The sequence below is a fragment of the Polaromonas sp. CT11-55 genome (assembly GCF_047303325.1).
In the GTDB taxonomy this organism is placed as follows: domain Bacteria; phylum Pseudomonadota; class Gammaproteobacteria; order Burkholderiales; family Burkholderiaceae_C; genus Polaromonas.
Map to the genome: position 1 here is coordinate 26,368 of NZ_JBKBEX010000039.1, position 6,756 is coordinate 33,123.

Below are 6,756 nucleotides of genomic sequence, written 5' to 3' on the forward strand. Positions count from 1 at the left end.
CTCAAGCCACCGGCTTGAACAGCCGCAGCCATTTTTTGGCCGGCAGGTCCCAGCGCGATTCGATCACGCCGGCCTGCTGCAAGAGCGCGGCGCGCTCGGGCCGCGTGGGCTCCTGTTGGGCCAGCACCACGGTGTTGCCTTCGCGCGTCGGCGTAAAAGCCCACACTGCCTCGGGGCCGAAGGCTTCGGCAATCTTGCTCAGCGACTGCACATAGCTGGAATCGCGGCCGAATAGATTGACCGTCATCACGCCGTTCTCGGCCAGCAAGCTACGGCAGTCTTCATAAAAATCGGCGCTGTCCAGCACCGGCGCGGCCGCCTCGTGGTCGTAAAGGTCCACATGCAGCAAATCCACCGTGCCCTGATGGGCAGGTTTTTTGATTTCAGCCGCGGCATCGGCCTCGATCACATGCAGCCGCAGGTCGTCGCGCGGCAGCTTGAACCAGACGCGGCAGGCCGTGACCACCTGCGGATTGATTTCAATCGCCGTGGTCTTCATGCGCAGCTTTTTGTAGCAGAACTTGGTCAGCGCGGCCGAGCCCAGGCCCAGTTGCATGGCGTGCTTTTTGGGCACGGCCGCCGCGTCCATGAACAGCAGGCCCGCCATCATGCGCTGCACATACTCCAGCTCGATGTCATAGGGCGCGTCGCGCAGCATGGAGCCCTGCACCCATTCGGTGCCCAGGTGCAGAAAGCGCACATCGCCGTAATCCGAGAAATTGACCTCGGGTAACTCAAGTTCCGTACTCTCTTTGGCCGTTTCTTTTCTTTGCATCAAACCAGTCCGTGTTTTTCAAAAACTTCCCGCCAGGCCGCAAGTTTGCGCTCAAAACTCCAGGAGGCATTCGCCGGGCTGGTCGAGGGCAGTTTGTAAACCGGCAGGCCCAGTGCCAGTGTGTGCTTCGAATGCTTGAAGCTTTCGCCGCCGTTGTGGGCAATCGCTTCCAGCGCCGGGCACAGCCGGCGCAGGCCGGCCAGGTCGTTGACCTCGGCATTGCGGATCGCGCTGTCCAGGCTGCCCTCACGCTCGCAGGCCGCGTACACATCCCACAGGCCCAGGCCCTTGGACAGCAGCCACTCGCCGCGTATCCGGTAGGCATCGGGCCCCGTGTCCGCGGGCCCTGGCGGCCACAGCGCCTTGAGGATTTTCCAGAAATGGTTTTGCGGGTGGCCGTAATACTGCTGCGCCGCCAGCGAGGCCGCGCCCGGAAAGCTGCCCAGCACCAGTAGCCGCGTGCGGTCCGACACCAGCGGCGCCAGGCCGGTCAGCGCTGTCGATACCGGTGTTGCCTTCATGCGAGCAGCGCCTTCAGGCCCGGCAAGGCCCGCAGGGCATTGGCCGTGGTGGCGGCCGCCAGTGCCTCCTCGCCGATGCCGCGCAGTTCGGCCACCTGCTGCGCGATGCGCGGCAGCTCGCCCGGCTCATTGCGGCCCTGCGGCTTGCCGGCCTCGCGCTCGGCCGCCGTGGTGTACACCCAGTGCGGCGGGATGTCGGGCGAATCGGTCTCCATCACCAGCGAATCCAGCGGCAGCTCCGTCGCCAGGCGCCTCAACTGGCGCGCCGGCTCAAAGGTCACGGCGCCGCCGAAACCCAGCTTGAAGCCCAGCTTGAGGAACTCGCCGGCCTGCTGCTCGCTGCCGTTAAAGGCATGGCCTATGCCGCGCCAGCCACCCTCGGGCGCCAGCTCGCGCAGGTGCTTGAGCAGCTTGTCAGCCGAGCGCCGCACATGCAGGATCACCGGCAGGCCGTGCTTGCGCGCCAGCTTGAGCTGCTCGCGGTAGAAAAACTCCTGACGTTCGCGCATCGGGCTTTCTGTCAGCGCCGGCACAAAATAATCCAGGCCGATTTCACCGACCGCAACCAGGCGCGGGTCGCCGCGCCTGAGCGCGAGCTCCGCATCCAGCGCCTGCAGGTCCTCATCGCGCGCCTGCGGCACGCACAGCGGGTGTATGCCCAGCGCATAGCTGTCGGCAAACCGGTGCGCCAGCAGCCGCACCGCCTCGAAGTTAAACACCCCGACGGCCGGGATCACGCAGTGCGCCACCCCGTTCGCCGCGGCGCGCGCGCGCACCGCGTCCACGTCGGCGGCCAGTTCCCCGGCGTCCAGGTGGCAATGCGTGTCTATCCAGAAAGTCATGCGCTAAAGGGGGGCGAAGGGGGTGCGATCAAGAGAGGGAAGCTACGGAAAAAAGAGCAAAGCCCCTGATGAAGATGTTGACACAGAAATGAAATCGGGACACCCTATGCTTTTTTCAGGCGGAACACCTCTTGTTTCATTTTGGTTTCGCCACGGTTTTTGTTTCTTTCGTCTGCCTTCGTCAACCCGTCCCTTCGACATAACAAAGGAAAGCCAAATGAAATTATCCCGCCTGATGAGCCAGATTCTCGGTGCCGGCCTGGTTGCCTCCAGCCTCGGCGGCGCCGCCTGGGCGCAAGACCAGAAGCTGCGCTTGATCACCTGGGCCGACTATGTGCCGGCCGACGTCGTGGCTCAGTTCAAGAAAGAAACCGGCATCGACGTCGAGCTGACCCTCTCGAACAACGAAGAAATGATCTCCAAGCTGCGCGCCACCGGCGGCGCCGGCTTTGACCTGGCCCAGCCCTCGCAGGACCGCATCACCGGCCCGCAGCAGGAGTTCGGCATCTACAAGCCCATGGACCTCAGCAAGATCAAGTCCGAGCTCTTCATCCCCTCCATGCTGGAGGCCACCAAAAAGAACACCACGCTGGACGGCAAGGTCTACGGCCTGCCGCACATCTGGGGCACCGACGGCCTGGTCGTCAACACCAAGCTGGCCAAGATGACGGACTACCCCGACCTCTGCAAGGCCGACGTCAAGGGCAAGACCGCCGTGCGCCTCAAACGCCCCACGCTGCTGGCCTTCGCCTTCGCTTCCGGCAAGGACCCCTTTGCACTCTACAAGGACCCCAAAGCCTACGGCGCGCTGATGGACGAAGTCGGCAAGACCATGGTCGCCTGCAAGAGCAACATCAAGTTCTACTGGGACAACAAGGACCAGCTGCTCAACGGCATGCGCGCCGGCGAGGTCGTGGGCGCCATGATGTGGGACACCGGCGGCTGGAAGCTCAACGCCGAGAAGCCCGAGATCCAGTACATCGCGCCCAAGTCCGGCGCGCTGGGCTGGATAGACACCTTCGCCATCCCCGCCAAGGGCCGCAACGATGCCGCCGCCTACGCCTGGATCAACTTCAACATGCGCCCTGAGATCGCCGCCAAGGTCGCGGGCTCGGCCGGCAACTTCACCGCCTCCAAGGGCGCCGACCAGTTGGCCGACCCCAAGCTCAAGGCCCAGTTCGCCGCCAGCTTCCCCGAAGCCGCGCTGAAAAACGTCAAGTGGTATCCCGCTGTTCCAGCCGGCATAGAAGACATCGAAGGCCGGGTCCTCGACCGCATCAAGGCAGCCCAGTAAACCGCCAGCGGCGCGCCCAAGGTGCACGCAGACCTGCAAGCCGAGCACGTCGGTAAAACCTACGCCGGCCAGCCCGCCGTGAAGGACTTGTCCTTCACGGTGGAGCGCGGCAGCTTTTTCTCCATCCTCGGCCCCTCGGGCTGCGGCAAGACCACGCTGCTGCGCATGATCGCCGGCTTTCTGTCGCCCGATGCGGGCCAGATCCACATAGGCGGCAAACCCATGAACGGCGTGCCGCCCAACCAGCGGCCGGTCAACATGGTGTTCCAGCACCTGGCGCTGTTTCCCATGATGTCGGTCGGCGAGAACGTGGGCTACGGCCTGGCGCGGCGCGGCCTGTCGCGCGTCGACATCGCGGCCAAGGTAGGCGCCATGCTCGAGCGCGTGAGCCTGCCCGGCATGCAGGACAAGCGCGTCGACCAGCTCTCGGGCGGGCAGCGCCAGCGCGTGGCCATCGCGCGCAGCCTGGTGCTGGAGCCCACGCTGCTGCTGCTCGATGAACCGCTGGGCGCGCTCGACCTCAAGCTGCGCGAGCACATGAAGGTCGAGCTCAAGCAGCTGCAGGCCGCCTTCGGCACCACCTTTGTCTACATCACGCACGACCAGTCCGAAGCCCTGGTGCTGTCGGACCACGTGGCCGTGATGAACGCCGGCAGTTTCGAGCAAGTCGGCACGCCGCAGCAGCTTTACTACCAGCCGCAAACGCCTTTTGTGGCGGGCTTTGTGGGCGCCAACAACAAACTCGCCGCCAGCACCAATACCTCGGGCGCGGAGGCCGGCGCTGTGGTCTCACTCACCACCGGCGATGGCCTGGCGCTGCGCGCACGCGCCGCCGGACGGCTGCAGCCGGGCCAGGCGGTGCAGGCTTTTGTGCGGCCCGAGGCCATCAACCTGGCGCGCGACGCGACCGAGCTGCCGTCAAACCACACGGTCTATGCCGGCCAGGTGGAGAGCCTGCTGTTCGACGGCGCCAACTCGGCCGTGCTGCTGCGCGAAACCGCCAGCCGCACCGAGTTCCGCATCGCCCTGCCTCAGACCGGGCGCTTCGCCGACCTGCGCATAGGCGAGACCATCGCCTTCAGCTTCGACCCCGAGCAGGCCGTCTGCTTCGGCAACGCCTGAGGCCGCCATGCCAGCCGCGGCCGTCCTGCCCTCAGCGCCTGGTTCAGGCGGCAAGGCCCAGGCCAGGCTGGTGCTGTTCCTGCTGCTGGCGCCGGCCCTGGTCTGGCTGCTGGGCCTGATCGTGCTGCCGCACATAGACCTCGCCGTGCTCTCGCTGCGCGTGCGCGTGGCCCCGCGCGAGTACGCGCCCAGCCTGGCGCAATACCGCACCTTTGTCGAGGAGCCCCTGTACTGGCACACCTTTGTGCGCACCGCGCTGATGTCCATCCTGGCCACGGGCATCACGCTGCTGCTGGCCTTTCCCATCGCCTGGACCATCGCCAAGCTGGTGCGCGGGCGCGCCAAGTCGCTGCTGCTGGTGATGTGTTTGATCCCCTTTTGGGTCAGCGAAACCGTGCGCACCCTGGGCTGGATGATTCTGCTGCGCGAGTCGGGCGTGCTGCCCGCCGTGCTGGTGCAGTTGGGCATCACCGATGCGCCGGTGGAACTGCTCTACCGCGATGCCACCATCCTGGTCGGCCTGGTCTACACCTCCATGCTTTTTATGGTGGTGCCGCTGATCAGCGCGCTCGAAAGCCTGGACGACTCGCTGGTGGAAGCCGCCTACGACCTGGGCGGCAACGGCCCCTCCATCCTGTGGCAAATCGTCATCCCGCATGCCGCGCCCGGCATACTGGCCGGCTGCATCGTGGTCTTTATGCTGACCCTGGGCAACTACCTCACGCCCACCCTGCTGGGCGGCAAAAATTCGCTGTGGTTCACCGAGCAGATCTACACCCAGTTCATCACGCGCTTTAACTGGGAACAGGGCGCGGCCTTTGGCTTTTTGCTGCTGGGGCTGTCCACGGCCATTGTCTGGCTGGGTTTGAAATTAACCGGCCAGAAGTTCGGCGAAGTGATGCGGCGTTCATGACCATGGAGCACACCGCATGATCGCCTCCCTGCCCCGCCCGGCCTGGCTGCGCGCCGGCACGGTCGCCTATGCGCTGGTGTTTTTCGCCTTTTTGTTTTTGCCGCTGCTGGTAGTGGCGGTGTTCGCCTTTAACGATGCGCCCTACCCGGCGCCGCCCTGGCGCGGTTTTACCCTGGACTGGTTTTTCGGCGGCAAGCCCGGCCGCACCGGCCTGTTTGCCGACGGCCCATTGCTGGCCAGCCTTTGGACCAGCGTGGTGGTGGCCGCCTGGGTCACCGTGCTGGCCGTGCTGGTCGGCACCACCAATGCCTTTTTGATCGAACGCGCCCGCTTCCCGGGCAAGCAGGTCTTGTCCTTCCTGATGCTGGCGCCGCTGGTGATCCCGGGGGTGATTTTGGGCATCTCCATCCTGGCCTTTGCCAGCCGCCTGGCGCAGCTGGCCGACAGCTGGTGGGGCCTGGAGCTGGACTTTTTGCGCCCCGGCCTGCCGCTGGTGGTGATAGGGCAGTTTTCCTACATCGTCTCCATCGCCACCCTGATCATCACCGCGCGCCTGAAACGTTTTGACATCACCCTGGAAGAAGCCGCCTACAACCTGGGCGCGTCGCGCGCCGCAGTCTTCACCACCATCACCCTGCCGTATCTAAAACCCGCGCTGGTCGGGGCCGGTGCTATCTCTTTCCTGATGTCGTTTGAGAACTTCAACACCACGCTGATGCTGGTCGGCTCCGACGCCCCCCTGACCGTCATGATGTACGGCCGCATGCGCGAAGGCGCCACACCGGCGCTCAATGCGGTGAGCCTGTTCCTGATGCTGGCCTCGGCGGCGCTGGCGCTGACGCTGCTGCGCAGCCCCCCGGACTCCCCCGGGCGCTGATCCTGCACCCCAAAACGGGGATTTTTATCCGCAGATTACGCAGATTTCCACAGATTGAAGAGAAGACATTGGCGCGGTGCCTTAGCCCATTGCATACACCGGCCAAGGACCTCTCATCACGATTGCCTTTAATCTGCGGAAATCTGCGTAATCCGCGGATGTAATCTCTTTACAAAGCCCTTTCTGCGGATAGCCAAATCCCGTGCATGGATGCACAAATCGTGATACGGTGCAGCTGTGAACAGGGGGCGTTCGTCCCCTACCAGCCCGGTTTTGAGAACACAGCCCCCAAAGGTGAATGCATGCGCAGGCCAGCCCTTTACAGCAGTTCAAACCGTCCGGCAAAGGGCGCGGCCGATGCCGACGCGCAGCCGCCCAGCGAGGCTGCAGCCGAAGCCGCCCCCTCCCAACC

At 64.7% G+C, this 6,756-nt stretch carries 7 protein-coding genes; 4 read left to right on the forward strand and 3 right to left on the reverse strand.

Annotation, left to right across the window (positions count from 1 at the left end; all coding sequences use genetic code 11):
* Position 1 precedes the first annotated feature (1 nt).
* Genes ACEN8I_RS22955 through ACEN8I_RS22965 form a run of 3 tightly spaced genes read right to left on the reverse strand, consistent with a single transcriptional unit; the run spans position 2 to position 2,138 of the window.
* Positions 2-775: a spermidine synthase gene (locus ACEN8I_RS22955; RefSeq protein WP_413330950.1), complete on the reverse strand. Its 774-nt coding sequence runs from the start codon at positions 773-775 to the stop codon at positions 2-4.
* Positions 775-1,296, reverse strand: a complete 522-nt coding sequence (locus tag ACEN8I_RS22960; protein WP_413330951.1) for a DNA-deoxyinosine glycosylase — start codon at positions 1,294-1,296, stop codon at positions 775-777. Before ACEN8I_RS22960 ends, ACEN8I_RS22955 begins: the two co-directional genes overlap by 1 nt.
* Entirely contained in the window at positions 1,293-2,138 is an 846-nt protein-coding gene (locus ACEN8I_RS22965; protein ID WP_413330952.1) for a TatD family hydrolase, read from the reverse strand. The genes ACEN8I_RS22960 and ACEN8I_RS22965 overlap by 4 nt, the downstream gene beginning before the upstream one ends.
* Before the next feature lie 217 nt (positions 2,139-2,355).
* Between ACEN8I_RS22965 and ACEN8I_RS22970 the strand changes: the two genes are divergently transcribed.
* The 4 genes from ACEN8I_RS22970 to ACEN8I_RS22985 are packed head-to-tail and all read left to right on the forward strand — an operon-like array spanning position 2,356 to position 6,344.
* Complete coding sequence (locus ACEN8I_RS22970; protein WP_413330953.1) at positions 2,356-3,432, forward strand: extracellular solute-binding protein; 1,077 nt, start codon at positions 2,356-2,358, stop codon at positions 3,430-3,432.
* 21 nt (positions 3,433-3,453) lie between these two features.
* Positions 3,454-4,554 carry an ABC transporter ATP-binding protein gene (locus tag ACEN8I_RS22975; RefSeq protein ID WP_413330954.1) on the forward strand — a complete coding sequence of 367 codons (1,101 nt, stop codon included), beginning with the start codon at positions 3,454-3,456 and terminating at the stop codon, positions 4,552-4,554.
* A 7-nt stretch (positions 4,555-4,561) separates the two neighbouring features.
* Positions 4,562-5,467 (forward strand): ABC transporter permease, encoded by a 906-nt coding sequence (locus ACEN8I_RS22980; protein WP_413330956.1) that lies wholly within the window; start codon positions 4,562-4,564, stop codon positions 5,465-5,467.
* A gap of 16 nt (positions 5,468-5,483) precedes the next feature.
* Entirely contained in the window at positions 5,484-6,344 is an 861-nt protein-coding gene (locus ACEN8I_RS22985; RefSeq protein WP_413330957.1) for an ABC transporter permease, read from the forward strand.
* Positions 6,345-6,756: the final 412 nt, after the last annotated feature.

Coding starts and splice junctions, on each gene's coding strand:
- ACEN8I_RS22955 (WP_413330950.1), bottom strand. CDS start 775: ATGCAAAGAAAAGAAACGGCCAAAGAGAGTACGGAACTTGAGTTACCC.
- ACEN8I_RS22960 (WP_413330951.1), bottom strand. CDS start 1,296: ATGAAGGCAACACCGGTATCGACAGCGCTGACCGGCCTGGCGCCGCTG.
- ACEN8I_RS22965 (WP_413330952.1), bottom strand. CDS start 2,138: ATGACTTTCTGGATAGACACGCATTGCCACCTGGACGCCGGGGAACTG.
- ACEN8I_RS22970 (WP_413330953.1), top strand. CDS start 2,356: ATGAAATTATCCCGCCTGATGAGCCAGATTCTCGGTGCCGGCCTGGTT.
- ACEN8I_RS22980 (WP_413330956.1), top strand. CDS start 4,562: ATGCCAGCCGCGGCCGTCCTGCCCTCAGCGCCTGGTTCAGGCGGCAAG.
- ACEN8I_RS22985 (WP_413330957.1), top strand. CDS start 5,484: ATGATCGCCTCCCTGCCCCGCCCGGCCTGGCTGCGCGCCGGCACGGTC.